Raw genomic sequence first — 23918 nt, 5'->3', positions numbered from 1 at the left:
CACCATGTCGAAAATAACCGTCGCGATGTCGGTTACACCCGATGGACTGTAAAGTCGACGCTGTGCCAGCCATCAAGAGCCGCCGCGCCCCCACCAAGGGCGACCAGCGGGAGCAGGCCCTGATCGACGCCGCGCGGGACGTCTTCCGGAGCAAGTCGATCAGCCAGGTCACGATCGACGATCTGGCCGGGGCGGCCGGCATCGCGCGCTCCGGCTTCTACTTCTACTTCGAGTCCAAGCAGGCGCTGCTCGCCGCGCTCGTCGACCAGCGGCTCGCCGAGGCCGACCTGGAGATGGCCGAGTGGCTCGCCTCCGACGGGCTCGACCGGGGGGCCCTGCGCCGCGGGCTGGCCGCGGGGCTGGCCCGGTGGAAGGCCGACGGGCGCTGGCTGCGCGAGGCGTTCATCACGCCCGACCCGGGGCCCGAGGTGATGCACGTGCGCGACCGCCTGGTCGACGAGGGCTGCACGCTGTTCAGCACGCGCATCGAGCGCGACGCGCGGGCCGGCCGGACGGTGGGCGGGCCGCCCGACCTGATCGCCAAGATGGCCGTCAACCTGCGCAGCATCACGTTCGCCGACGTCTACGCCAACCCGGGCGCCTACGACGAGGACGAACTGCTCGACACGCTTACCGACGCGATACTTCGCCTGGTGTACGGCCCCACGCCCGGCGCCGCCAAGCGCTGACGGCGGCCGGCGGCCCGGACCCGCGCTACCCGCGCGTTCCGTCCAGGAACACCGCGATGACGGCCGCGGAGGCCTCCTCGGGGCCCATCCGCCCGCCGGCGGTCATCTCGAGGGCCGCCTTGACGAGGCCGCTGAACAGCTCGGTCAGCAGCTCGGGGCCGAGGTCGGCCCGCAGCGAGCCGTCGGCGATGCCCCGCCGGAAGAGGGCGCGCACCGGCTCCGTCAGCCGGGTCTCGGCATCGGGGTGGTCGTCGGTACGTTGATGACCGACCAGCGCGGTGTACTTGCTGCCGACGGCGATGAACCCGCGCGCGAGGCGGGCGACGGCCTGCTCGACGGGGATGCCCCGAAGATCCGCGTCGGCGATGCGCGCCGCCAGCTCCTCGATGCTTGTCGCGGCCATGGCCTGCAGCAACGCCTCGCGGTTGGGAAAGTAGCGGTAGAGCGTGGCGCGGCTGACCCCGGCGGCGCTCGCGATCTCGTTCATGCTGGCGGCGCCGCCCGCTTCGGCCATGAGCGCGGCGGCGCTGTCGATGATCGCGGCGGCGGTGCGGTCCCGCAGGCTCATGGTCGGATCGTACCGGGCGGTTGACAGTACACTCTCTTCTTAAGACACTGATGTCTCATTACGAGACGGAGGTGTCATGCTCGACCGATTCAGCGTCTACGGGCGGATGACCGCCCGGCCGGGCGAGCGGGAGGTGCTCATCGAGCGTTTCCGCGACGTGCTGCGCCTCGGCATTCCCGGCCTCGAGTGGTGCAGCGTCAACGCGGCCCTCGACGACCCCGACACGATCTGGGTCGTGCAGATCTGGACGGACAAGGCCGCCCACGACACGGGCACCCGCTCCGACGCCGTCGTGGCCGCCACCGGCCGCGTGATGTCCCGGCTGGCCGGGCCGCCGGAAGGCTCATACGGCCAGGTCGAGTACCTGCACGGGGTCAGCGCCGCATAGTTCAGCCGAACTCGCGGGACACGATGTGTACGCGGCCCGCGGCGTGGTCGGGGCGCACGGTGTCCAGGCCCAGCCGGTCCAGCTCGGCCGCCTGATCCGCCTCGTCCGGCTCGAGCACGCGCAGCGCGAGGCCCGGGGACTCCGGGCCGAGCGCAACGTCCTGCGCGAGTACCGCCTCCAGCAGTTCCTGCGCCGCGGACCGCGCGCCCTCCTCGACCGCCATCTGGACCATGAGGTGCTCGTTGCCGGACTCGGTCCACCGCGCGTGCGCGATCCACACGGTCCGCACCGTCGGGTGCGCCAGGATCCGCGCCGCGAACGCGCCGCGCAGGGCCACGGCCACCGGGTGCGTCGACCACGTCAGGCGCAGCGTCTGCTCGCCCTGGGTGCGCAGTCCCCGCCCGCGCAGCGTCGCGGCGACGAGGGGCAGCGGGACCTTCGCCCACTGCTCGGCGGCGAACACGGCGAGCGTCTCGACGCCCGTGTGCCCGGAGATGTCGAGCAGCCGCAGCGCGTCGCAGAACACGGAGCCGGCCGTGGCGGGCAGCCACCGCTCGCAGACGGCCTCGCTGGTGTAGCCCGGCAGCACCGGGCCGGTGTCGTCGACGCCGATGAAGACCACCGAGCCCTGGTCGTCGATCGGCACGTAGACGCCGCCGTCGACCAGGGCGGCGAGGAGGGCGTCGGCCTCGTCGGCGGGCCGGCCGCGCTCGAGGACGGCGGCGAGGGCGTCGTTGGGGCCGGGCACCGGCGGAGCCTAGCGCACCGGCGGTTGCGAATCCGGCCCGTCATCGATCAGGGCCTCCCGTTCCTCGTAGGCGGCGTCCGCCGTTGCGGGCTCACCCGCCTGGCCCTGCCAGTGCGCGAGGTTTGCTCGGGCCTGCAGCACGCCGGGATGCTCGGCGCCAAAGATCTTCATGTAGTCGGCCAGCAGTCGCCGGTAGGACGCCACCGCCAGTGACGGGTCGCCGGCCATGCCGCGCCAGTGCGCCAACCGGGCCCGCGAGTCCAGGGTGTCGGGATGGTCGGGCCCGAGCGTTGCCAGCTGGCTCTCGACAAGTTGCCGCAGGGCGGCCACGGCATCCTCGGGGGCACCGGCTCGTTCCCGCCAGTACGCGATGTTACGTATGTTGACCGTCGTCAACAGATCCTCCGGACCGCCCTTGGCCACGAAATGGGGCAGCAGTGCCTGCAGGTCGGCGGCGGCTCCTTCGGCGTCGCCGGACTCGCCCCGCCAGTTCGCGACGTTGGCCGACGTGAGCAGGACATCAAGCGCGTCGTGACCGAGCAGGCGGCGCTGGTCGGCGAGGAGTGCTTCGTAGACGGCGAGCGCTCCGGTCGCGTCGCCGGATCTGCCGATGACGTCGGCCAGGTTGCTCCGCGCGACCAGGGTGGACGGGTCGTCGGGGCCGGCCGCCCGGGACAGGTCGGTGACCAGTTGGGTGTACAGAGCCATCGCTCCGGCCGTATCGCCCATTCGGGAACGGATGTCGGCGAGACCGGCGCGGGCGGCGAATGTGTCCCGGTGGTCCGGCCCGCGCACACGCAGTTGCTGGGCGAGGAGTTGCCCATAGAGGTCTTCGGCGCCCGGCAGGTCGTCGGCGGCGCTGTGGCAGCGCGCGAGCTCGGCCAGGGCGTCCAGCGTCGTACGGTGATCGGGGCCGAGCGATCGAGCGGCGGCGGACCGCAGCTCCCGGTACGCGCCGGCCGCGCCGGTGTAGTCGCCGGTCTCACGGCGCCAATGTCCCAGGTTCGCCCAGGTGGTCAGGGTGTCCCGATGCTCGGCCCCGAGGATGCGCTGGACATCGCGCAGCAGCAGGTCGTACGCGCCGACCGCAGCGACGGCATCGCCGGCGGCGCCGCTCCAGCGCGCAACGTTGTTGCGCGCGGTCAGGGCGGCGGGGTGGTCCGGTCCGACGATGCGTTGCAGGGCCGTGAGCAGACTTTCGTAGGCGGCAGCCGCGGCGGCGGCGGCGCCCGCCTCTCCCCGCGAGTGCGCGAGGCCTCCGCGGATGATCAGCGCGTTACGGTGCGCGGTGCCGAAGATCCGGACCACGTCGATCAGGAGGGCCTCGAACGCGGCCACGGCACCGTCCCGGTCCCCGGCTTCGCCCAGCCAATGTGCGTGGCCGTAGCGGGTGCTCAGCGTGTCGAGGTGGTCCGGCCCGAGGAGGCGACGCTGATCGGCCAGGAGATGCCCGTACAGGAAAAGGGCACCGCCCGGGTTCCCCGACTTGCCCCGCCAGCGCGCGAGGTGTCCCCGGGTCGCCAGGGTGTACGGGTGCTCGGGTCCGAGGACGCGTTCAACATCCGGGAGCAACCGTTCGAACGCCGCTGCTGCCGCCGCCGTGTCGCCGGCCTCGCCCTGCCAGCGTGCGAGGTTACCGCGGGCGGCCAGGGTGTCGGGGTGATCGGGTCCGAGAATCGGCGTGCAGTCGTTGTAGAGCTGTTCGGCGGCGCGCAGCGCCTGCTGGACGAGGCCCACCTCGCCGAGACTCTGCGCGGCCATCAGGAGAATGCGATGAACCTGAGGACGCACAAGTGCGTGGCGGGCATGCTGCTGGAGGGCGTCGACGTTGGCCCGCAAGGCCTGCGCATGGTTCGCGTCGAGTTCGACCGCGGGCCACAGCTCGAAGAGGGCGTCGGCGGCCGCTCGCGCATGGCCGTCCACGCTCATCGGGTCGGCCGCGTCCCGGACCGCCCGCTGGACGAGGTTGTGCACCTGCGTCGAGGCCCCGCCGACGGCGACGAGTGAGAAGCGGTGCAACAGGTGCAGCGCCTCCTCGACGTCTTCGGTGTCGATCAGCCGCCCGAGGCTGCTGCCGAGATGGCCGGCCAGTGCGCTGGTCATGAAGAGGTCGACCGGGACGTGGCCGGGATCGAGCAGTGCTGCGATCTCCAGGACCGGCCGGGCCAGCCCGACCGGCACGAGTTCCTGGGCCCGTTCGATGGACAGCGACCAGGTTGCCGCGACGGTGTCGCGATGCTGGTCGGGCAGCGCGATCGGAGCGAGATCGGCAAGTCGCCGCCGCTGGTCACGCAGGCGGCCGCGGTACCGGCTGCACGGCATGCGGGCCCCCCAGTCGAGGATGTACGCGGCCGCCTGTGCGAGGGCGAGCGGCAGGAAGCCCAGGTCCGCCGCCAGGCGCTCGACGTCGTCGAGGCAGTCGGGCAGCTCGGCAAGCTTGCTGCGCAGGTAGACCGCCGCCTCGTCGCCGGTGAACACGTCGAGCTCGATGGCATGCCGCCCGGCGGCCATGGCGTGGTCGCGACGGCGCGTCGTCACCACGGTGCGTCCGGTCGGGGTGGCGGGCGGCCAGAGGTTGGTGAGGTCGTTCGGGTCGCTCACGTCGTCCAGGACGATGAGCCAGGTCCTGTCGGTGGTGGTGAGCCAGGCGAGCAGTCGCTGGGAGCCGTCCTCGACGTCGGCGTTGACGAGTCCGGTGACCTGCTCCAAGGCGGTTGCGTAGCGGGTCAGCACATCGCTGCGACCGGCCGCGTTCACCCAGACCAGCAGGTCGACCCGGCGGGCGTCCCACCACCGGTGGGCAAGGTTGGCGGCGACCTGCGTCTTGCCGATGCCTCCCAGACCGACCAGGACCTGCGGTGCTACGACCTCGCCGTCCGGTCCGCCGTCCATCGCCGCGGCAAATCGGTCATCCACCGGCCGATTCAGGCGCCGTTCGGCCAGCCGCGGCACGAACCCGACCATGACCGGCCACTCGACCGGTCGCCGATCCTGGTAGGAGACATTGTGGAAAACGCCGGCAAGTCCGTAGTTGGCGCGGATGGTGACACCCGCGGCCCAGTCGCCGCTCGCTTCCTCATTGCTGGGGCCTGCCGGCTGACCTTCGACGGTGGAAGGCCCCGCTACACCGTCGGTGACACTGGGGGGACATGCGCCTTGTCGCCGAAGTCGACCGTGACCGGGCCGGTCATGGAGGCGGCGGCCGGACCGTAGCTCGTGCCGATGTGCAACGCGGGGGCGATCGGGCGTGGCTGCTGAGCGCTCGGCCGGCCGACGGGATAGGCGAGCCGCAACAGGCGCTGAGCGGCGGCCAGGATCTCATGATCCTGGGCGGCTCCGGTCAGCGCGGTCCGCAGGGCGTTGTAGGCCTCGACGACTTCGTCGTCGGCGACTTGATTCGCTGCCGCGGTTGCACCGGCCCGCAGCGCCGCAGCGATGATCTCGGCTTCATTCACGGTGATCATCCCTTGTCCGTGGCCACCGGGTGATTGTCGCAGGCTGTGTCCAGTTGCCGGACGGACACGCGGGCGGGCCTCAGGCGGTCAGGGTGAAGGAGAACGTCGCGCCGCGGCCGGGTTCGCGCTCGGCCCACGCGGCCGAGCGGAGGACGGCGCGCACGCCGCGCACCGGCCCGGTGGCGAACGCGACGGTGCCGGCGGGCGTCTCCACGGTGACGAACCGGCTCGGCACGGCGCCCGGGTCGCCGAGCGGCGTCGCGGTGTCCACGACCGGCACCGCCGCCCCCGCGCACGACGGCCACGCCGAGCAGGGCCCCGCCCCCACCGGCGACGGGCTGCACCGGCAGCGGCCGCACGGTCGCGACGACGGCGGCGAGCGGCAGCGCACACAGCAGCCGGCCGGCGCCGAAGATGAGCTGATCCTGCATCCGGTTCACCCCTTGATCACCCGCGCTGGGCACAGAATATGACGGGGAAAGCGGCAAATGTTCGTTTTACGGCAATGGGGCGGCCACGGGCGCCGGCCGCCGCCGGCCCAGCGCCACGAGGGTCGCCACCTGCACCGCGAGGGTCACGGCGAGCGCGAGGGCGAACGCCGCGTACGTGCCCATGGGCTCGACCAGCAGCGCCACCAGCAGGCAGAAGACGGTGAAGCCGACCAGGCCGCCGGGGACGCCGCGCAGCATGCGCACGGCGCCGGCGGGGCCGTCGTGGGCGAGCGCGAACGCGGCCACGACGCTTGTCGCGATCGGGAACGGCGCGAGCACCCCGGTCGCGGCGGGCCCGATGGCCGCGGCGGCGCCGGTGACGGTGAGCACGAGCGCGGCGGTGGCGAGGGCCCGGGCGGGCAGGTCCCACCAGGGAGGCCGCGTCACGACCGCCGGGGCGGGCGGCGGCGCTCCCGGCGGCAGGGCGCGGGCGGCGAGCCCGGCGGCGGCCAGCACGAGGGGCGCGGCCAGCAGCGGCGGCACCCGTACCAGGGCCAGCAGGGCGTCGGCGGCGAGGCAGGCCGCCCAGGCCACGGCGAGCGCGGCGGCCCAGCGCAGCCGTTGCGCGGCGCGGCCGAAGACGGCGACGAACAGGGCCAGCGAGACCAGGCCGAGCAGGGCGGAGGCGGCGGCCCGGGCGCCGAACGCGGGGCCGTGGTCGAGGGCGGCGATGAGCAGGATCGGCCCGGCCACGATCGGGAGGGCGACGAGGACCCCGGAGACCTGGGCGCCCCAGCGGCGGCCGGCGAGCGAGGAGGCGACGACGAGCAGCGGCGCGAGCAGCAACTTCAGCAGGAGCGTCACTTACCGGCAGCGTACGCGACCGCGCCCGCCCGGGACCGGTAGGGTCTCGGCGTGGAGATCGAGGAGCCCCGGCGCCGGCCGGCCGCGCGGGTGGTGTGCCTGGACGCGGCTCAGCGGGTACTGCTGCTGCATTGGAAGGATCCCGGCGACGGCTCGTGGCTGTGGGAGCCGCCCGGCGGGGGGATCGACCCCGGCGAGTCGCCGCTCGACGCGGCCCGGCGGGAGCTCGGCGAGGAGACCGGGCTCGACGGCGGTGCGGTGCTTGACCGCTGCGTCGATGTCGAGCGGGACCTCTGGTGGGACGGGCGCCACACGGTCGGCCCCGAGCAGTTCTTCCTCGCGCGCTTCGCCGCCGAGCGCCCGGAGCTGGTGCGCACGGGGCTGCTGCCGGAGGAGGAGGCGAGCCTGCACGACCACGTGTGGGCCGACGCGGCCGGCCTGGCCGCGCTGCCCGACCGGCTCGAGCCGCCGGAGCTGGCCGCGGTGATCGCGGCGCTGACCGAGCCCGACGGCCCCGGCCCGTGGTCCCGGCCCGGCACGGCCACCTGACCCTGGCCGGCACGGCGGCCGGGGGTCAGCGGGGCGACCTGATCAGCAGGTTGGCCACGACCTCGTCCGGGCCGCCGGCCTCGTAGACGTGCGGCACGTCGGCCGGGAAGGTCACGTGCTCGCCCGGCCCGGCGGCCAGCGGCGCGTCCTCGGGCCCGGCACGCAGCACCCCGCCGTACACCGTGATGTGCTCGGTCACCCCGCGCGCGTGCGCCGGCGAGTGCTGCGCCACGCCCGGTCGCACCCGCATCCAGAACAGCTCGAAGGTCGCCCCAGGCTCGTCGAAGACCTCGAGCAGCGTCGCGGTGACGGCCGCGCCGCGAACGTCCACCGCCGCGGCCGGCGGATCCCCGGGCTTCAGGACAAGAGCCGTCAGCGGTACCCCCAGAGCCCCCGCCACGGCGTAGAGCGTCTCCAGGGTCGGGTTGCGCGTGCCGTGCTCCAGGCCGGACAGCGTGGCCTTGCCGATGCCGGCCGCCCGCGCCAGCGCCGACAGCGAGTAGCCGCGCGCCTCCCGCATCCGCCGCAGCCGCTCCCCCACGGCCGCGTCGGCCGTCGGGCGGCTTGATCCCTGCGCGCTCATGTGGCTATTGTTGCGTTCCGTTTACGGAACGATCGGCGAAGGGCCCGAACTGATGCGCCAGTGGCTTCCGACCGTGCTCGCCGGGCTGGTGAGCGCGCTCGTCGGGTACGCGAGCTCGTTCACCGTCGTGCTCGCCGGACTGCGGGCCGTCGGGGCGAGCCCGGCCCAGGCCGCCTCGGGGCTGCTCGCCGTGTGCGTGGCGATCGGGGTCACGGCGATCGTGCTCGGGGTGCGGTACCGGATGCCGATCGCCATCGCCTGGTCGACCCCGGGCGCGGCCCTGCTCGCGGCGACCGGCCCGGTGCCGGGCGGCTTCCCGGCGGCGGTCGGCGCGTTCCTGGTCAGCGCCGCGCTCATGGTCCTCGCCGGGCTGGTGCCCGGGCTGGCCCGGGCGATCGCCGCCATCCCGCGCCCGATCGCCGGCGCCATGCTCGCCGGGGTGATCCTGAGCCTGTGCCTGGCCCCGGTGCGGGCGATGGCCGACCTGCCGCTGCTGGCCACCCCGATCGTGCTGACCTGGGCGGTCCTCTTCCGTTTCGCCCGGCCGTGGGCGGTGCCGGGCGCCCTGCTCGCGGCCGTCGTGGCGATCGCCGTGCACGGCCCCGGCGGCTCCCTGTCCGGCGCCGAGCTGCGCCCCGCCCCGATCCTGACCGCCCCCACGCTCAACCTCTCCGTGGTCGTGAGCCTGGCGATCCCGCTGTTCCTGGTGACCATGGCCGCCCAGAACGTCCCCGGCATGGCGGTCCTGGCCACGTACGGCTACACCCCGCCCCTGCGCCCGCTGCTCGTCGCCACCGGCGCGGCCAGCGCGCTCACGGCCCCCTTCGGCGGCCACGCGGTGAACCTGGCCGCGATCACCGCCGCCCTCACCGCCGGCCCCGACACCCACCCGGACCCGCGCCGCCGCTGGATCGCGACCGTCGCGCTGGGCGGCGGCCAGCTCGCGCTCGGCCTGGGCGCGTCGCTGGCCACGGCGTTCGTGCTGCTGTCGCCGCCGATCCTGGTCGTGGCGGTGGCGGGGCTGGCGCTGCTGCCGGCGCTGGGCTCGTCGCTGGCCTCGGCGGTGACCGAGGCGCAGGGGCGCGAGGCCGCGGTCGTCACGTTCGTGGTGACCGCGTCGGGCACCACGATCCTCGGCATCGGCCCGGCCTTCTGGGGCCTGCTGGCGGGCGGCCTGACGGCCCTGCTGCTGCACCGGCGGAACACGCCGGAGCCCGCTGTCGTACCCGAACCGGAGCCGGCCGTCGGCGCGGGCGCGAAGGTCAGTTGAGCATGCCCGGCGCGAGGCGGTTCGTGCGCATGAGCTGCGCGCCGTCCACCGGGTCGGCCGAGACCTCCCAGCGCCGCCACCACTCCTCGTCGGGCAGCTCGCCCGAGGCGCGCACGATGGCGTGCAGCAGGGCCAGGTCGCGCGGCGTCGGCGTGAGGCCCGCGGAGCGCACGATCGTCTCCAGCTCGTGGCGGCGGGCCCGCATCACCATGCCCACGACGTCGCGCCCCTGCGGGGTCAGGCCCAGCCAGATCGAGCGGCGGTCGTTGTGCCGGTGGAAGCGGTGCACCAGCGCCTTGCGTACCAGCCGGTCGCACATGCGCGTCAGGGTCGACGGGGCCACGCCGAGCTCGCGGGCCAGCTCCGCGCTGCGCTGGGGCCCGGAGCCGGCCAGTACGACCAGCGCACGGTACTGCGGCAGCGTCACATCGGCCCCCAGCGCCGCGAGGTTGCGCGCGGCGAGCGCGACCATGCCGCGGCTCACCGCCAGCAGCGCCTCGACGAGCGGGTCGGTCGTTGTCACGGCGCAATCGTTGCACGAGCACCGGCCGCACGCGGACCCTTGCCCCAGGCCGGTGGATTCCGGCCCCGCACGTGCATTATGGTGATCTCGAATTGTTGCACCCTGGCAAGTCTGAGGAGCTCATGGACCTCGCGCACATCCTGCTGGTCGAGGACGACGCGGGCGACGTGGCGTACACGGTCGACGAGTTCCGCGCACACCGCGTGCGCAACCCGCTCACCGTGCTCGGCGACGGCCTAGAGGCGATCGACTACCTGGAGCGCCGCGGCGCCCACGCCGGTGCGCCCCGCCCCGACATCCTGCTGCTCGACCTCAACCTGCCCGGCGTCGACGGGCGCGTGGTGCTCGACCGGGTGCTGGGCAACCCGGACCTGGCCGAGCTGACCGTCGTCGTGCTGACCGGCTCGCCGCTGGAGGAGCAGATGCTGCGCGACTTCGGGGTGCCGGCCGAGTTCTACTTCCGCAAGCCGGTCGACTTCGCGCAGCTGGCCCGCCTGATCCAGGGCGTCGACCAGTTCAGCATCGTCGTCGGCCGCGCCGGCTAACCCGCTATCAGGCTCTCGTAGTCGGCCTCGGTCAGCGGCTCGCTGGTCAGGGCGCCGTCGGCGCGTGGCACCTCCATCGTCCGCCCGGCCTGCGCGAACTGCACGGCCACGATGTCGGCGCGGGCCGCCAGGGTGCACACGATCTGGCCGTAGGCGAGCGTCTCGTCGTTGCGGATCGGGTTGTCGACGGCCAGCCCCACGACCGCGGTGCCGTTGATCAGCCGCACGCCGGTGATGTACGACGTGCCGGCGAGCGCGCTGTCGAGCCCGGCGCCGCGCTCCTGCGGGGTCGGCCCGGTGACGAGGTCCTCGAGGTGGCGCTGGGGCGACGGTACCGCCTCCACCCGCCGGTCGACGGGTACCAGCTGGTTGTCGCGCACCAGGAACAGCCGCTCCACGAACGCGCCGGGCGACGCCGCCGCCATCGGCCCCTCGTAGGAGCCGATCGTCACCGAGGGCTCGATCGGCCGCGGGTCCCGGTCGGTGGGCACGCCGCAGCCGCTCAGCGCCAGGACGCCGAGGGTGACGAACAGGAAACGGGATCTCACCGTACCCCCGGCAGCTCGATCCGGAACCGCGCGCCGCCCCCGGGCCGGTCCAGCACGCGCACGCGCCCCCCGTGGGCGGCCACGTGCTGGGCGACCAGCGACAGGCCCAGCCCGGTCCCGGTGTCGTTGCCGCGGGCCCCGGCCGAGCGGCCCCGCACGAACCGGTCGAAGATCACCTCGCGGTCGGCCGCGCTGACGCCGGGCCCGTCGTCGTCGACCTCGATCACGCCGTCGGCGCCCGCCGTCTCGACCCGCACCGCGACCGGCCCGCCGCCGTGGGTGACCGCGTTGTCGATCAGGTTCACCAGCACCTGCTCGATGCGGCGCGGGTCGACGGTCCAGCGCGGGCTCTCGGCCTCGGGCCCGGGCGCGTCCACGATCGCCGGGTCGAGGCCGCGGCGCTGCACCGCGCGGCGGGCCAGCTCGCCGGCGTCGACCGGCTCGAGCTGGGCCGGGAGGTCGCCGCGGGCCAGCTCCAGCAGGTCGTCGACGAGCGACTGGAACCGGGCCAGCTCGGCCACGACCAGGCCGGCCGCCATGGCGGTGCGCTCGTCCAGGCGGTCCCGGCGGCGCTCCAGCACGCTCGCCGACGCGGCCAGGGTCTGCAGCGGCGAGCGCAGCTCGTGGGAGACGTCGGCGGCGAAGCGGCGGTCCCGCTCGATGCGCCGGGACAGCTGGTCGACCATCTCGTTGAACGAGGCGGACAGCGGCTGCAGGTCCGGGTCGGTGGCGGGGTCGAGGCGGGCGGTGAGGTCGCCGGCGGTGATGCCCTGGGCGGCGGCGGCGACCGAGCGCAGGGGGCGCAGGACGTAGCGGGTGGCGTACCAGCCCAGGCCCGCCCCGGCCGCGGCGACGGCGGAGGCGACCAGGACCAGCACCCAGCCGATGGTGCGCAGGGTCTGATCCAGCTCGCGCAGGTAGTCGATCTCGTACAGCGCCGTCGCCGGCGTCAGCAGGATGCCCACGATCACGGCCGGCTCGCCGTCGACGCGGGTCCGCTGGATGCCCTGGCCGCGCTGGCCGACCAGGCGCTGGAGGCTCTGCGGCACGGCGGTCGCGGCGCCGGTGTCGGCGCTGCGCGAGTACCAGCCACCCAGGTGGAACACGAGGACCCGCCGGTTGCCGCCGGTGTCGAGGGTGCGCAGCATGCCGCCGATGTCGGGCCGGTCGGTGTTCAGCCCGGCCGCGACGACCCGCGCGTCGAAGGTCGCCGACCGTACCGCCGCGCGCTCCCGGCCGCTGATGAGCTCGCTGCGCGTGACCTCGTACGACACCAGGGCCATCGACGCCGACAGGGTCAGCGCGCCGGCCGCGAACCCGGCGACGACCCGGGTGCGCAGCCCCAGCCGCAGCCGGGTCATCGCTGCAGCTTGTACCCCATGCCGCGCACGGTCACGAGGTACCGCGGCGACTTGGAGTCCTGTTCGATCTTCTGCCGCAGCCGCCCGACGTGTACGTCCACGAGCCGCTCGTCGCCGATCTCGTACTCCCACACCCGCTGCAGCAGCTGCTGGCGGCTCAGCACCTGCCCGGCGTGCTCAGCCAGCTCGCACAGCAGCCGGAACTCGGTGCGCGTCACCGCGACGGGCTCGCCCGCGATGCGCACCTCGCCGGCCCCGGGCAGGATCTCCATGTCGCCGAAGACCAGGCTCGCCATCGCCTGCACGGTGCGCCCGCGCCGGCGCAGCGCCCGCAGCCGGGCCGAGAGCTCCTTCACCGCGACCGGCTTGACCAGGTAGTCGTCGGCGCCGGCCTCGAGCGCGGCGACGATGTCGTGGGTGTCGTCGCGCGCGCTGATGACCACGATCGGCACGTCGTCGCCCCGGCGCAGCTGCCGGATGCACTCGAACCCGTCGACGCCGGGCAGCATCAGGTCGACAAGCACCGTGTCGGCGGGCTCCTCCCGCTGTGCGACGAGCCCCTCCTCCGCGCTCGCGGCGCCGCGGACCGCGTACCCCTCGTCCTCCAGCGCCAGCGCCAGAGAGAGCCGGATCCGGTCGTCGTCCTCGATCACCAGCACGCCTGCCATACGGGCATCATGCCGCCCGCGGGCCGCGCGCGACCACCTGGCCCGCCCCTGGCGGGGCCGCTCACGGCCGAAGTCATACAACCGTCACGGATCCGGCAAGGCCCCGCCACATCGACGCCGGACGCTGGCCCTATGACCGGCGTGATCGAGATCGTGATCAACGAGGAGCTGGACGCGGCATCGGTACCGCGCTTCGCCGCCCTCTTGCACGAGGCCGTCGACCTGGGCCCGGACAACCTGGTCGTCGACCTCATGGAGTGCCCGTTCGTCGACGCGGCCGCGATCGGCCTGCTGCTCGACGTGCACCGGCGCATGTTCGCCGCGGGCGGGCGGCTGACCCTGCGCTCCCCGGGCCCGCGGGTGACCCGCACGCTGCGCCTGGCCCGCGTGAACAACGTCCTGCACGTGCAATAGCGCGAACACCCTTCCCCGCGCGTTACTCGCGCGTAACACTGAGCGGCATGGTTGTTGCATCGACCGTGCAGAAAGTTCGTCTCCGGGCCCGGGACGACGATCTGGCCGCCGCCACGGCCCTGCTCGCGGGCGCCGTGGAGGGCCACGGGGGCGCCCTGGTGCTGGCCGGCCCGCCGGGGATCGGGCGCACCGCCCTGCTGGCGGCCCTGTCCGAGGCCGCTGGACCCGCTACGGACGCCCCCGGCGCATCCGCGGTGACCGTGCTGGCCGTGACCGGGTGCCACGCCGAGTCCGCGCTGCCGTTGGCCGCGCTCCACCGGTTGCTCGCCGGGCTGCGCTACCCCGCCGAGCCGCACCGCGGACCCGGAACCGACCCGCACCGCGGCCTTGGACCCGACCCGCACCGCGGACCCGGGCCCGACCCGCACCGCGGCCTTGGGCCCGACCTGCACCGCGGGCCCGGGCCCGACCCGCACCGCGGCCTTGGGCCCGACCTGCACCGCGGGCCTGGGCCCGACCCGCACCGCGGCCTTGGGCCCGACCTGCACCGCGGCCTTGGGCCCGACCCGCACCGCGGACCCGGGCCCGACCGGCTCGCCGCGGGCCTGGCGGTGCTCGCCGCGCTGCGCCGGGCGGCCCCGGTCCTGGTGCTCGTCGACGACGCGCACGCGCTCGACCGGCCCTCGCTCGACGCCCTCGCCGTGGCCGCGCGGCGGGCCGGGCGCGAACGCATCGCGCTGGTGTTCGCGCTGCGCGACGCCCCGGGCGCGGCCGCCGCCGAGGCCGCGCTCGCCGGGCTCCCCCGCCGCCGGCTGGGGCCGCTGGACCGGCGCGAGAGCCGGTACCTGCTGACCGACGCGGTCCCCGGCCTCGCCGGCGACGTGGCCGGGGTGCTCGCCGCGCGCGCCGGGGGCAACCCGCGCGCCCTGGCCGAGCTGGCCGCGGCGCTCTCCGGGGAACAGCGCCGCGGCGAGGCCGCCCCGCCGTCGACGCCGCTGAGGGAGGGCGGGCTGCGCCGCGAGTACCGGGCGGTCCTGCGCACCCTGCCCCCGCCGACCCGGCAGGCCCTGATCCTGGCCGCCGCGGCCGCCCGGGTGACCGCGGACGGAACCTCGTGCCCGGCCGCGCTGCTGCCGGCCGCCGGTCACCCGCCGGCCGACCTGGCCCCGGCCGAGCACGCGGAGCTCATCCAGGTGGAGGACGGCCGCGCCCGCTTCGTGCCGCCCCTGTTCGCCGAGGTCGTCTACGCCGAGGCCGACCTCGCCGAGCGCCATGCCGCCCACCGCCGCCTGGCCGCCCTGGCCCCGGACCGCCGCGAGGCCGCCCTGCACCGCGCCGCGACCGCCACCGGCCCGGACGACGCCCTGGCCACCGAACTCGCCACCGCCGCCGGCGCCCACACACCCGCAACCACCGCCACCGCCGCCGGCGCCCACACACCCGCAACCACCGCCACCACCGCCACCGCCGCCGCCCACACACCCGCAACCACCGCCACCGCCACCGCCGCCACCAGCGCCGCCGCCACCAGGGCCGCCACCACCGCCGCCAGCGCACCCATCGCCGCACCGACACCCGCCACCGCCGAAGCCGACACGCCGGCCGCCGCCCGCGCTGAAGCCCGCACACCCGCCGCCACCGGCGACGATCCAGTCACCGCGCCGCCGGCCGCCGCCGAGGCCCTGCGGGGCGGCGAGGCGGCCGGGGGCGACCCCATCGGGGTGGCGGCGCTGGAGCGGGCGGCCGAGCTCACCACCGACCCCGCCAAGGCCGCCGCGTGGACGCTCGGGGCGGCCCGGCTCGCGTGGCGCGGGGGCGAGCCGCACCGGGCGCGGCTGCTGTTGCGCGCCGTGTTCGCGCCCGCGGTACCGCCGGCGCTGCACGCGGAACGGGAACTGCTGCTCGGCGAGGTCGAGCTGCGCACCGGCGCGCACGGGGACGCGCTGCACACGCTGCTCGCCGCGGCCGCGCGGCTGCCCGGGCGGCGGGCCCTGCGCGCGCTCGTGCTCGCCGGGGAGGCGCTCGGGGCGGCCGGGCGTCACGACCGCTACGCCGAGGTGGCCCGGCGCGCCGTTCTCCTGCGCGCCGGGCCGCCGCCCACACCGGACGAGGAGCTGCTGTTCGAGCAGCTCGCGGGGGTGGCCGCCGGGTACGCCGGCGATCCGGCCGCGGCCGCCGGGCCGTTGCGGCGGGCCGTCGCGCTCGCCGAAGGGTCCGCCGACCCGGCCGCGCTCGTGCGGGCGGCCTGGGCCGGGATCGTGGCCGGGCGGGACGAGGACGCGCACCGGCTGGCGGTACGGGCGGGGCGGCTCGCCCGCGGCGTCGGGGACCGGGCCATCGAGCCGCTCGCCCACGAGGTGGCCGCGACCGCCGCGCTGGCGCTGGGCGACCTCGACCTCGCCGCCGCGACCGCCGGTGAGGGGCTGCGGCTCGCCGCGGCGACCGGGCAGGACGCGGTCGCCGACAACTGCTGCGGGCTGCTCGCCGTGATGGCGGGGATGCTCGGCGACGGCGAGGGCTGCCGGCACTGGGTACGCCGGTGCCGGGCCCGGGCCGGGGGTGACGTCGACAGCCAGGCGCGGGCCATGTGCGTGTGGGCGGCGAGCCTGGTCGACGTGGCCGACGGGCGGCATGCCGACGCGGCCGGGCGGCTGTGGGGGGTCATGCGCACCGCGGTGGGGCGGGGGCATCTGGGGGTACAGGTGCCGGCCATTCCGACCCTGGTGGAGGCCGTCGTGCGCGGCGGTGACCACGGGCCCGCCCACCAGGTCCTCGCCGCCTACGACCTGTGGGCCACGGCCACCGCGAACCCGACCTGGCTGGCGCTGTCGGCGCGCTGCCACGGGCTGCTGGCGGGCGGCGACGACGAGGCCGACGCGCACTTCCGGGAGGCGCTGCGGCTGCACCTGGCCGGCGACTCGGCGTTCCCGGGGGCGCGCACCGAGCTGCTGTACGGCGAGGAGCTCCGCCGCCGCCGACGCCCCGCCGCGGCCCGGGAGCATCTGCGTAGCGCCCTGGCGACGTTCGAGCGGTACGACGCCGGGCCCTGGGTGCGCCGGGCCGCGGCCGAGCTGCGCGCCGCCGGTGACCACGTCGAGCCGGCCGGGGCCGCCGTGGGGCCCGCGCTCACCGCGCAGCAGGCCCGCATCGCCCGGCTCGTGGCCGGCGGGGCGACCAACCGCGAGATCGCCGCCGCGCTGTTCGTGAGCCCGCGGACCGTCGACCACCACCTGCGCAACATCTTCGTGCGCCTCGGGGTGCGCTCGCGCACGGAACTGGCCCGCGTCATGTCCTGACACCGGCGATTTCGCCGATGCGGGGCCGCGCCCGCGATCGGCAGGCTTCGATGCACAACACACCCCCACCCCTGGAGGTCCCATGCGTCGGATCCTCGTGCTCCTGCTGGCGTGCGCGGCCGCCGTGTTCGCCGTGCCCGCGACCGGCGCGCACGCCGCCACCGCGCACCGCCCGGTCGTCTTCGTGCACGGCTACACCGGCAGCGCCTCGAACTGGGTCACCGCCGAGTCGCTGTTCCGCTCGGCCGGGTACAGCAGCAGCGAGCTCTTCGCCTACGAGTACAACTCGTACGGCAGCAACATCACCAACGCCCAGGGCCTGGCCGCCTTCGTCAGCCAGGTCAAGGCGCGCACCGGCTGGTCGCAGGTCGACATCGTCAACCACTCGATGGGCGGGCTGGTCAGCCTCTGGTACCTCAAGCAGCTCGGCGGCGCGTCAAGCGTGGCCCACCTCGCCTCGCTGGCCGGCGCGAACCACGGCACCACGTCCGCGGGCGCGTGCCTGGTGTTCGTGACCTGCCAGCAGATGTACCCGGGCTCGGCGTTCATCCTGACGCTGAGCGCCGGCGACGAGACGCCCGGCGGCACGGTCTACCGCACCTGGTACTCCCCCTGCGACGGCGTCATCATCCCGTACACGAGCACGGCGCTGAGCGGGGCGACGAACACGTACGTGCCCTGCGAGAACCACCTCACGTACCTCACCGACACCGTCGTCCTGTCCCAGGTGCGCTCGTTCGTATCGAGCTAAAACCCCCCGAAACCCCCCTCGGGCCCGATACTGGACGGGTCTCGAGGGGGGTTTCGTCGTGAGCGCACGGCAGCAGGGGTTGAACGTCGGCGTCGTCGTCGGCGCGCTCGGCGTCGTCTTCGGCGACATCGGCACGAGCCCCATCTACACCCTGCAGACGGTGTTCAACCCCGATGACCCGCACCCGGTGCCGGTGCGCGACGAGCTCGTCTACGGCGTCGTGTCCACGGTCTTCTGGTCCGTGATGATCATCGTGACGGTGACGTACATCCTGCTCGCGATGCGCGCCGACAACGACGGCGAGGGCGGCATCATGGCCCTCATCACGCTGCTGCGCCGCCGGGCCGGCGGGCAGGGGCGCAAGACCGCGCTGCTGCTGGCCGGCCTGGGCATCTTCGGTGCCTCCCTGTTCTTCGGCGACAGCATGATCACCCCGGCCATCTCCGTGCTGAGCGCGGTCGAGGGCCTCAAGCTCGTCCAGCCGTCGCTGGGTGAGCTGGTGGTACCCATCACCGCGGTCATCATCGTGGTGCTGTTCCTGGTGCAGCGGCGCGGCACCGCGGCCGTCGGCAAGATCTTCGGCCCGATCATGATCGCCTGGTTCCTGACCATCGGCGGGTTCGGCATCGCCGGCATCACGCGGCACCCCGCGATCCTCAAGGCGCTCTCGCCCACCTACGCGGCCGGGTTCCTGGCCGGGCACTTCGGCGTCGCGTTCTTCTCCCTGGCCGCGATCGTGCTGTCGGTGACCGGGGCCGAGGCGCTGTACGCCGACATGGGCCACTTCGGCCGCCGCGCGATCGCGTTCGGCTGGCTGTGGCTGGTCCTGCCCGCCTGCACGCTGAGCTACTTCGGCCAGGGCGCGCTGATCCTGGACGACCCGGCCAACGTCGCCGGCCCGTTCTTCCTGCTGGTGCCGTCGTGGCTGCGGCTGCCGCTGGTGCTGCTGGCCACCGCGGCCACGGTCATCGCCTCGCAGGCCGTCATCACCGGCGCGTACTCGGTCGCGTCCCAGGCCGCGCAGCTGGGCTACCTGCCGCGGCTGCGGGTCGCGCACACCTCGGCCGAGCAGATCGGGCAGATCTACGTACCGTGGATCAACTGGCTGCTCATGGTGTCGGTGCTGACCCTGGTGCTCGCGTTCCGCAGCTCCGCCGCCCTGGCCTACGCGTTCGGCATGGCGGTGACCGGCACCATCACGATCACCACGCTGATGTTCTTCTACGTCGCGAGCAAGATCTTCCGAACCCCCCGCTGGCTGCTGTACTCCGGGGCCGCCATCCTGCTCGCCGTCGACCTGCTGTTCGTGGCGGCGAACCTGACCAAGCTCATCCACGGCGCCTGGCTGCCGCTGACCATCGCGCTGACCTCGTGGACCGTGATGACGACCTGGCAGAAGGGCCGGGCCATCGTCACCGAGGCCCGCCGGCGCGAGGAGGGCTCGCTGCGGGAGTTCGTCGACCAGCTGCGCACCGACCCGTCGCTGACCCGGCTCGTGCCCGGCACGTCGGTGTTCCTCAACCGCGGCAAGGAGGCGGCACCGCTGGCGATGCGGGCCAACGTCGAGCACAACCACGTCCGCCACGTGCACGTGCTGATCCTGTCGATCGAGACGCAGCCCGTGCCCCGGGTGCCGGACGAGGAGCGCATCTCGGTCGACGAGCTCGGGTACGCCGACGACGGCATCATCCATGTGACCGTCCGCTTCGGCTACATGGACACCCAGAACCTGCCGGCCGCGCTGCGCCTGCTCGACCCGGCCCGCACCGAGGGCGAGCTGGAGCTGGGGCGGGCGTCGTACTTCCTGTCGAAGATCGAGCTGCGCCGCGGCGACGCCCCGACCATGGCGGCCTGGCGCAAGCGGCTGTTCATCGCCACCTCGTACATCACCTCCGACGCGGCCGAGCACTTCGGCCTGCCCCGCGACCGCACCGTCATCATGGGCTCGCATATCGACGTGTAAGGGGGAACGTCACGCGGAAAACGCTGCCCTCCCCCTCGGTGCTTGTCACGTCGATGGTGCCGTCGTGGTCGAGCACGATCTGGCGCGCGATGGTCAGGCCCAGGCCGCTGCCGCCGGTCTCGCGGTCACGGGCCGGGTCGGCGCGCCAGAACCGCTGGAACACGAACGGCAGGTCCTCCGGGGCGATGCCGCAGCCCGTGTCGCGCACCTCGACGACGGCGTGGCCCGGCAGCGGGAAGGCGCGCAGGACGACCGCGCCGCCCGGGTCGGTGTACCGCAGCGCGTTCGTCACCAGGTTGCCCAGCACCTGGCGCAGCCGGTCCTGGTCGCCGTGGACGGGCAGCGGGCCGGCCGCCTCGGCGGTTAGCCGGACGCGGCCGTGCTCGGCGACGGCCAGGTGCGCGACCCGGCTGACCTCGACCAGCTCGGCCAGGTCGAAGTCGGTGCGGCGGTACGCGAGGTGGCCCGCCTCGGCCAGCGTCAGGTCCTGCAGGTCGTCGAGGATGCGCCGCTGCAGCAGCACCTCCTCGTGCAGCGACCCGAACAGCTCGCGCGACGCGGGCACCACGCCGTCCTGCAGCGCCTCCAGGTACCCGAGCACGTTCGACATCGGCGTGCGCAGCTCGTGGGCGACGCCGGCCAGCAGGCGCCGCTGGGCGAGCTCCGCGCCCTCGAGCGCCTCGGCCATCCGGTTGAACGAGCGCGAGAGCTCGCCGACCTCGTCCCGGCCGGTGCTCTTCACGCGGGTGTCGAGGTGGCCGTCGGCGAGGCGGCGCGACGCGGCGGTCAGCGAGCGCAGGGGACGGCTCATGTGCCGGGCCACGAACGCCGTGCCGATCACCGAGAGCACCAGCACGGCGCCGATGGCGGCCATGGTGGGCCGGGCCAGCACGCTCAGCGGGTCGTCGTCGACGGCTCCGAGGTACAGCTGCAGCGGTTCGGGGGCGAACGTCTCGGCCTGGTTGCCGAAGGCCTGCACCAGGCAGGCGCTGTGGTCGGCGGCGGCCCGGCAGCCGGTGACCGCGGTCTGGTCGTCGGCGGCCGCCACCTCCTGGGCGTCGGCGGCCTGGGTCGAGCAGGGACTGCCGTCCTTGGGCGTCCCCCCGGACGGCAGCGGGATGCCGTACGCGTCCGGGGTCACCGTCGGCGGCTCGCCCCCGTCCTCGGTGAGGCAGCGGGCGTAGACGACGGCCCGGCGGTACTGCGCGAGCTCGTCGAGTACACCGTAATCGGTCTTGACGTTGGCCCCGGCGGCCAGCGTCAGCGACGGGCGGGGATTGATCAGCGTCGGCGGGCTGACCACCGGGCGGGCGGTCCGCTTGGCGAGGGTGTCGCTGTCGACGGTGACCTGCCCGTAGAGGTTGACCAGGCGGATGCGCTGCTTGTTGTCGGCGGAGAGCTGCCCGACCCGCGCGGCCACCCCGGCCCAGGTGCCGTGCCGGCGGCCGTAGCTGCGCACGGTCTCGGCGATGTCGGCGATGTGGCGGGTCGCCTGCTGCTGGGACCGATCGATCTGCTGGGTCGTGAGCCGCAGGCTGATCCAGGCCGTCGCCCCGGTCGCGACCACGGCCACGAACAGGGTGAGCAGGAAGACGCGAAGGCGGAAACTCACTGCTCGGCCAGGCGGTAGCCGCGGCCGTACACCGTCTGGACGTACCTCGGCGTCACCGGCTCGTCCTCCAGCTTGCGGCGCAGGTTGACCACGTGCGCGTCGACCGTGCGCTCCGACACGTCGCGCTCGAAGCCGAACACCCGGTTGATGATCTCGCCGCGGGTGAACACGCGGCCCGGCTCGGCCGCCAGCAGCTCCAGGATGCCGAACTCCTTCGCGGTGAGCACGACCGTCTCCCCGGCCACGCGCACCTCGAAGCGGCCGGCGTCCACGACCAGGTCGCCGACCGCGAACACCCGCTGGTGGCCGGGGCTGCCGATGCCGGAGCGGCGCAGCAGGGCCCGGACCCGGGCGGCGAGCTCGCGCGGGCTTACCGGCTTGGTCATGTAGTCGTCGGCGCCGAGGTCGAGGCCGAGCAGCAGGTCGTCCTCGGTGGAGCGGGCGGTGACGAGCAGGATCGCCACGCTGGACTCGGCCCGCATGATCCGGCACACGTCGAGCCCGTCGACCTGGGGCATCATCACGTCGAGGACCAGCAGGTCGGGCTTGCGGGAGCGGCACTGCTCCAGCGCCGCCCGGCCGTTGTGCACCGTGAGCACGCTGTGGCCGTCGCGTTCGAGGTACAGCCGGATCAGCTCGGCCTGCTTCGGGTCGTCGTCCGCGACCAGGATTCGTGCGCTCATCCCGGCCATTGTGACCCGGCGAATGTGAGGAACCTGCGAAATCGGGTTCGGGTTTCGATCCGGCAACGGGTTCTTCATCGGTTCCCAACGACCCGGTTCCTACCGTCGCCGGCATGTGTGGACTCCTGGTGTTCCTCAGCTGCGACGGTACCGCCGAACGGTCCGCCCTCGCCGCCGCGCTCGACCGGCTGCGCCACCGCGGCCCGGACGAGACGGCGATGAGCACCGCCGACGGTGTCGTGTTCGGCTTCACCCGCCTGGCCATCGTCGACCGGGCGCACAGCCACCAGCCCCTGCAGTACGCCGGGCGGTGGACCGTCGTCTTCAACGGCGAGCTCTACAACTACCGCGAGCTGCGGGCGGCCCTGATCGCCCGGCACGGCGCGACCTTCGCCACCGAGGGGGAGGCGGAGGTCCTCGCCGCGGCGTTCCACCACTGGGGCCCGTCGGCGGTCCGGCGCCTGCGGGGCATGTTCGCGGCGGTGCTGTGGGACGCGCAGACCCGGACGCTGCACGCGATCCGCGACCCGTTCGGGATCAAGCCGCTGTACCACCTGCGCACCCCCGACGGGCTGTACCTGGCCAGCGAGAAGAAGGCGCTGCTGCCCTTCGCGGGCGGGGCGCAGCGCATCGGCACGGCGGCGCTGTCGCACTACCTGACGCTGCAGTACGTGCCCGAGCCCGCGACCCTGCACCCCGCCGTGCACAGGCTCCCCGCGGGGCACACGCTCACCTGCCGGCCCGGCGAGGAGCCGCAGATCCGGCGGTACTTCGACCACGCGCTGCGCCCCGTGCGGCGCCCGGCCGCCGAGGCGGTCGCGGCCATCCGCGACGCCCTGCGCGACAGCGTGCACGCACACCTGCAGTCGGAGGTCCCGCTGGGCGCCTTCCTGTCCAGCGGCGTCGACTCCAGCGCCATCGTCGCCCTCGCCCGGGAACGGCAGCCGAACCTGCGCGCGTACACGGCCGGGTTCGACGACGCGCGATACAGCGAGATCGAGGCGGCCGCCGAGACCGCCGCCGCGCTCGACGTACAGCTGACCGCGACCCTCGTGCGCGACGACGACGTCATCGAGGCGCTGCCCCGCATCGTGTGGCACCTCGACGACCCGGTCGCCGACCCGGCGGTGGTGCCGCTGTACTTCCTGTGCCGCACCGCCGCCCGCGACGTCACCGTGGTCCTGTCCGGCGAGGGCGCCGACGAGCTCTTCGCCGGCTACGAGATCTACCGCGAGCCGGCCGCCCTCGCCCGCGTGGCGGGCCTGCCCGACCCGGTGCGCCGCGGCCTGCGCGCGGTCGCCGACGTGATGCCCGCGGGCGTGCGTGGCAAGAGCTTCCTCGAGCGCGCGACGACCCCGATCGGCGAGCGTTACTACGGCAACGCCCGCATCTTCGGCCCCGTGGAGAAGGCCCGCCTCATGCGCGGCCCGGCCGACCCGCACACGTCGGTCACCGCCCCGCTGTACCACGCGGCCGCGGGCCTGGACGACGTGAGCGCGATGCAGTACGTCGACCTGCACACCTGGCTGCCCGGCGACATCCTCACCAAGGCCGACCGCATGTCGATGGCCCACTCCCTGGAGCTGCGCGTGCCGTTCCTGGACCGGGCCGTGTACGCCGCGGCGGCCGCCCTGCCGCCCGAGCTCAAGCTCAGCCCGCACGCGACGAAGCACGCCCTGCGCGAGGCGGTGCGCGGCCTGGTCCCCGACGCGGTGGTGACCCGGCGCAAGCTCGGCTTCCCGACCCCGACCCGCGTGTGGCTGCGCGGCCGCGTGGGCGAGTGGGCGGCCGAGATCCTCGCGACGGCGGACGTGGACCACCTCATCGACCTGGCCCACGTGCAGCGCCTGCTGAGCGCCCACCGCCGCGGCGGGGTCGACCATTCCCGCAAGATCTGGACGGTCCTGATGTTCTGCCTCTGGTACACCCAGCAGCCCTCGACCGCGACCCTGCCGCCCGCCGCCCGCCGCCCCGTGAGTTCACTTCCGTGATCTGGCGGGCCCGGGTGC

Annotated in this window: 24 protein-coding genes; 11 read left to right on the top strand and 13 right to left on the bottom strand. The window is 74.5% G+C overall.

Annotation, left to right across the window (positions count from 1 at the left end):
* Positions 1-62: 62 nt before the first annotated feature.
* Positions 63-689 carry a TetR/AcrR family transcriptional regulator gene (locus AB0B76_RS10025; RefSeq protein WP_360372402.1) on the top strand — a complete coding sequence of 209 codons (627 nt, stop codon included), beginning with the start codon at positions 63-65 and terminating at the stop codon, positions 687-689.
* A 25-nt stretch (positions 690-714) separates the two neighbouring features.
* Here the strand turns inward: AB0B76_RS10025 and AB0B76_RS10020 are convergent, their stop codons facing one another.
* Positions 715-1257, bottom strand: a complete 543-nt coding sequence (locus AB0B76_RS10020; RefSeq protein ID WP_360372399.1) for a helix-turn-helix domain-containing protein — start codon at positions 1255-1257, stop codon at positions 715-717.
* A 76-nt stretch (positions 1258-1333) separates the two neighbouring features.
* On the opposite strand from AB0B76_RS10020, the gene AB0B76_RS10015 reads away from it, so the two are divergent.
* Positions 1334-1645: an antibiotic biosynthesis monooxygenase family protein gene (locus AB0B76_RS10015; RefSeq protein WP_360372396.1), complete on the top strand. Its 312-nt coding sequence runs from the start codon at positions 1334-1336 to the stop codon at positions 1643-1645.
* A gap of 1 nt (position 1646) precedes the next feature.
* On the opposite strand, the gene AB0B76_RS10010 is transcribed toward AB0B76_RS10015, so the two are convergent.
* The 4 genes from AB0B76_RS10010 to AB0B76_RS09995 form a co-directional block, all read right to left on the bottom strand.
* Positions 1647-2393 (bottom strand): hypothetical protein, encoded by a 747-nt coding sequence (locus AB0B76_RS10010; RefSeq protein ID WP_360372393.1) that lies wholly within the window; start codon positions 2391-2393, stop codon positions 1647-1649.
* Between the two features lie 9 nt (positions 2394-2402).
* Positions 2403-5309 (bottom strand): tetratricopeptide repeat protein, encoded by a 2907-nt coding sequence (locus AB0B76_RS10005; RefSeq protein WP_360372390.1) that lies wholly within the window; start codon positions 5307-5309, stop codon positions 2403-2405.
* Positions 5310-5515: 206 nt separating this feature from the next.
* Positions 5516-5857, bottom strand: a complete 342-nt coding sequence (locus AB0B76_RS10000; RefSeq protein ID WP_360372387.1) for a hypothetical protein — start codon at positions 5855-5857, stop codon at positions 5516-5518.
* A 70-nt stretch (positions 5858-5927) separates the two neighbouring features.
* On the bottom strand, positions 5928-6119 hold the full coding sequence (locus tag AB0B76_RS09995; protein ID WP_360372384.1) for a hypothetical protein: 192 nt from the start codon (positions 6117-6119) through the stop codon (positions 5928-5930).
* On the opposite strand from AB0B76_RS09995, the gene AB0B76_RS09990 reads away from it, so the two are divergent.
* Complete coding sequence (locus AB0B76_RS09990; protein ID WP_360372381.1) at positions 6112-6321, top strand: hypothetical protein; 210 nt, start codon at positions 6112-6114, stop codon at positions 6319-6321. The genes AB0B76_RS09995 and AB0B76_RS09990 overlap by 8 nt on opposite strands.
* 24 nt (positions 6322-6345) lie before the next feature.
* On the opposite strand, the gene AB0B76_RS09985 is transcribed toward AB0B76_RS09990, so the two are convergent.
* Complete coding sequence (locus tag AB0B76_RS09985) at positions 6346-7143, bottom strand: hypothetical protein (protein WP_360372378.1); 798 nt, start codon at positions 7141-7143, stop codon at positions 6346-6348.
* 57 nt (positions 7144-7200) lie between these two features.
* On the opposite strand from AB0B76_RS09985, the gene AB0B76_RS09980 reads away from it, so the two are divergent.
* Positions 7201-7692: an NUDIX domain-containing protein gene (locus AB0B76_RS09980; RefSeq protein ID WP_360372736.1), complete on the top strand. Its 492-nt coding sequence runs from the start codon at positions 7201-7203 to the stop codon at positions 7690-7692.
* Positions 7693-7717: 25 nt separating this feature from the next.
* On the opposite strand, the gene AB0B76_RS09975 is transcribed toward AB0B76_RS09980, so the two are convergent.
* On the bottom strand, positions 7718-8275 hold the full coding sequence (locus tag AB0B76_RS09975) for an XRE family transcriptional regulator (protein ID WP_360372375.1): 558 nt from the start codon (positions 8273-8275) through the stop codon (positions 7718-7720).
* Between the two features lie 52 nt (positions 8276-8327).
* On the opposite strand from AB0B76_RS09975, the gene AB0B76_RS09970 reads away from it, so the two are divergent.
* The gene (locus tag AB0B76_RS09970; RefSeq protein ID WP_360372372.1) at positions 8328-9545 is read left to right on the top strand and encodes a benzoate/H(+) symporter BenE family transporter; all 1218 of its coding nucleotides are present in this window, start codon (positions 8328-8330) and stop codon (positions 9543-9545) included.
* On the opposite strand, the gene AB0B76_RS09965 is transcribed toward AB0B76_RS09970, so the two are convergent.
* The gene (locus tag AB0B76_RS09965) at positions 9538-10068 is read right to left on the bottom strand and encodes a MarR family transcriptional regulator (RefSeq protein ID WP_360372369.1); all 531 of its coding nucleotides are present in this window, start codon (positions 10066-10068) and stop codon (positions 9538-9540) included. The genes AB0B76_RS09970 and AB0B76_RS09965 overlap by 8 nt on opposite strands.
* Before the next feature lie 122 nt (positions 10069-10190).
* Here AB0B76_RS09965 and AB0B76_RS09960 point away from each other — a divergent pair, with 122 nt between their 5' ends.
* Positions 10191-10613: a response regulator gene (locus AB0B76_RS09960; RefSeq protein WP_360372366.1), complete on the top strand. Its 423-nt coding sequence runs from the start codon at positions 10191-10193 to the stop codon at positions 10611-10613.
* Here AB0B76_RS09960 and AB0B76_RS09955 read toward each other — a convergent pair.
* From AB0B76_RS09955 to AB0B76_RS09945, 3 genes are read right to left on the bottom strand one after another with little or no spacing between them, the layout of a single operon-like run.
* Positions 10610-11161 (bottom strand): GerMN domain-containing protein, encoded by a 552-nt coding sequence (locus AB0B76_RS09955; RefSeq protein ID WP_360372363.1) that lies wholly within the window; start codon positions 11159-11161, stop codon positions 10610-10612. The two genes, AB0B76_RS09960 and AB0B76_RS09955, sit on opposite strands and share 4 nt — an antisense overlap.
* The gene (locus AB0B76_RS09950) at positions 11158-12522 is read right to left on the bottom strand and encodes a HAMP domain-containing sensor histidine kinase (protein WP_360372360.1); all 1365 of its coding nucleotides are present in this window, start codon (positions 12520-12522) and stop codon (positions 11158-11160) included. The genes AB0B76_RS09955 and AB0B76_RS09950 overlap by 4 nt, the downstream gene beginning before the upstream one ends.
* On the bottom strand, positions 12519-13190 hold the full coding sequence (locus AB0B76_RS09945; protein WP_360372357.1) for a response regulator transcription factor: 672 nt from the start codon (positions 13188-13190) through the stop codon (positions 12519-12521). Before AB0B76_RS09945 ends, AB0B76_RS09950 begins: the two co-directional genes overlap by 4 nt.
* 132 nt (positions 13191-13322) lie before the next feature.
* Between AB0B76_RS09945 and AB0B76_RS09940 the strand changes: the two genes are divergently transcribed.
* The 4 genes from AB0B76_RS09940 (at position 13323) to AB0B76_RS09925 (ending at position 19614) form a co-directional block, all read left to right on the top strand.
* On the top strand, positions 13323-13604 hold the full coding sequence (locus AB0B76_RS09940) for an STAS domain-containing protein (RefSeq protein WP_360372354.1): 282 nt from the start codon (positions 13323-13325) through the stop codon (positions 13602-13604).
* A 47-nt stretch (positions 13605-13651) separates the two neighbouring features.
* On the top strand, positions 13652-16900 hold the full coding sequence (locus AB0B76_RS09935) for a helix-turn-helix transcriptional regulator (RefSeq protein ID WP_360372351.1): 3249 nt from the start codon (positions 13652-13654) through the stop codon (positions 16898-16900).
* An 82-nt stretch (positions 16901-16982) separates the two neighbouring features.
* Positions 16983-17651 (top strand): alpha/beta fold hydrolase, encoded by a 669-nt coding sequence (locus AB0B76_RS09930; protein ID WP_360372348.1) that lies wholly within the window; start codon positions 16983-16985, stop codon positions 17649-17651.
* Between the two features lie 58 nt (positions 17652-17709).
* Positions 17710-19614, top strand: a complete 1905-nt coding sequence (locus AB0B76_RS09925) for a KUP/HAK/KT family potassium transporter (protein ID WP_360372345.1) — start codon at positions 17710-17712, stop codon at positions 19612-19614.
* Here the strand turns inward: AB0B76_RS09925 and AB0B76_RS09920 are convergent.
* Together AB0B76_RS09920 and AB0B76_RS09915 are read right to left on the bottom strand one after the other, a co-directional pair.
* On the bottom strand, positions 19589-21226 hold the full coding sequence (locus tag AB0B76_RS09920) for an ATP-binding protein (protein ID WP_360372342.1): 1638 nt from the start codon (positions 21224-21226) through the stop codon (positions 19589-19591). The two genes, AB0B76_RS09925 and AB0B76_RS09920, sit on opposite strands and share 26 nt — an antisense overlap.
* Positions 21223-21918, bottom strand: a complete 696-nt coding sequence (locus tag AB0B76_RS09915) for a response regulator transcription factor (RefSeq protein ID WP_360372339.1) — start codon at positions 21916-21918, stop codon at positions 21223-21225. Before AB0B76_RS09915 ends, AB0B76_RS09920 begins: the two co-directional genes overlap by 4 nt.
* A 104-nt stretch (positions 21919-22022) precedes the next feature.
* Between AB0B76_RS09915 and asnB the strand changes: the two genes are divergently transcribed.
* Positions 22023-23900 (top strand): asparagine synthase (glutamine-hydrolyzing), encoded by a 1878-nt coding sequence (gene asnB, locus AB0B76_RS09910; RefSeq protein WP_360372335.1) that lies wholly within the window; start codon positions 22023-22025, stop codon positions 23898-23900.
* Positions 23901-23918 lie beyond the last annotated feature (18 nt).

The organism is Dactylosporangium sp. NPDC049140, from assembly GCF_040648435.1.
The sequence above is the reverse complement of the archived record's forward strand: the minus strand, read 5'-3'. Positions and strand labels throughout refer to the sequence as shown.